This is a genomic window from Oleiphilus sp. HI0061 (assembly GCF_001635675.1).
Genome location: NZ_LWFE01000142.1, coordinates 1 through 1,148, shown reverse-complemented (window position 1 = coordinate 1,148; position 1,148 = coordinate 1). Strand labels below are relative to the sequence as shown.

Below are 1,148 nucleotides of genomic sequence, written 5' to 3'. Positions count from 1 at the left end.
ATTAAGCAAGCTTCTGGAGAAGGCAAAGCATCTTCTGAAGGGCGACAGTAAAAAGTCGTTGGCTCTTCGATGATATTTAAATCTAAATCGGTTCTAACACCGGCAAACTGACTTGGCCTATCTCGGCGAGTATCTGCGCCGAATGTTTCGTAGTCGTGCCAAAAGATGGACTGCATTAGAACCTCCTAATCTAAGAAGGTTCATATTGTACTCTATAGGCTTGCTTTTCGAGAACTGTAAGATTAATAAAGGAAAAGATTTTACGGCTTAAATAAACCAACACCACGGTCGATATATTCCACCCGAACTCGTTCAGTACCATTAGCATTAGTGCCGGTATTCATATCTATATGAAGAGAAGTAGGTATGTTAATAAATACACCTGAAGCAGTGGTCATCTGACCATCACTCGTTGACCAGTCGGTGTCTTCTTTCTGAAAAGAGATGAAAAAGTCGTTGGTGTAATCAACATTACCTGTTGTAGAGTTTCTCTGCCCAACATCAAGAGTCTTATAGTCTGCAAGGTCATAACAGTAAAAACCCGAATTACAATCCGTTGCACCTCCACTTTGATCATTACCTACACCAAAATACTTAGCACGAGTATTATCGACATCGCCACTTAAGTTAAGCATCGATGCTTGGTAATCATCGCCAAAGAAATCAGTAATCGTAGCGCCAACGTTACCAGAAATACTATCAAAGTCACCGCTAAGCTGACCACGAGCTTCACCAAAGCCCAAACGAAAGCCTACAAGCTCATCGGTAGCGTCTTTGTCAATTTCGAAATACGGATCATTTACTTCAAAAGGAATAATATCGTTTACCGCGTAAGTTTGCCCATCTAGCTGAACTTGAGCGGCATCAGTAGATATAGAACCAAATGCTAGGTTAGTAGCAGAGAAGTCAGCGCCTAACTCACCATCTCTTTCGTATTTACCTAACTCAACATTATTAATGTTCATCTGCATTTTTGATTCCATACCCAATGTAACGCGGGTATAGCTATTCGAGCCTATTTGATCAATATCAAAGGCAACAGCGGCTTGGCCAGAGTATTGACTCAGCTCATCATCAGCAATGGGCTTAAGCTCAGCCACTACATCAACTGAGGCTACAGCCAAAACTGTAAAAAATAATTTTTTCAA

2 protein-coding genes are annotated in these 1,148 nt (G+C 41.0%); both read right to left on the bottom strand.

The window, feature by feature from the left end; genetic code table 11:
- On the bottom strand, nucleotides 1–176 hold a 176-nt coding region (locus tag A3735_RS28645), incomplete at its 3' end, for an exonuclease domain-containing protein (RefSeq protein ID WP_255375117.1).
- An 84-nt stretch (nucleotides 177–260) separates the two neighbouring features.
- On the bottom strand, nucleotides 261–1,148 hold an 888-nt coding region (locus A3735_RS01710; protein ID WP_369820497.1), incomplete at its 5' end, for a DUF6160 family protein.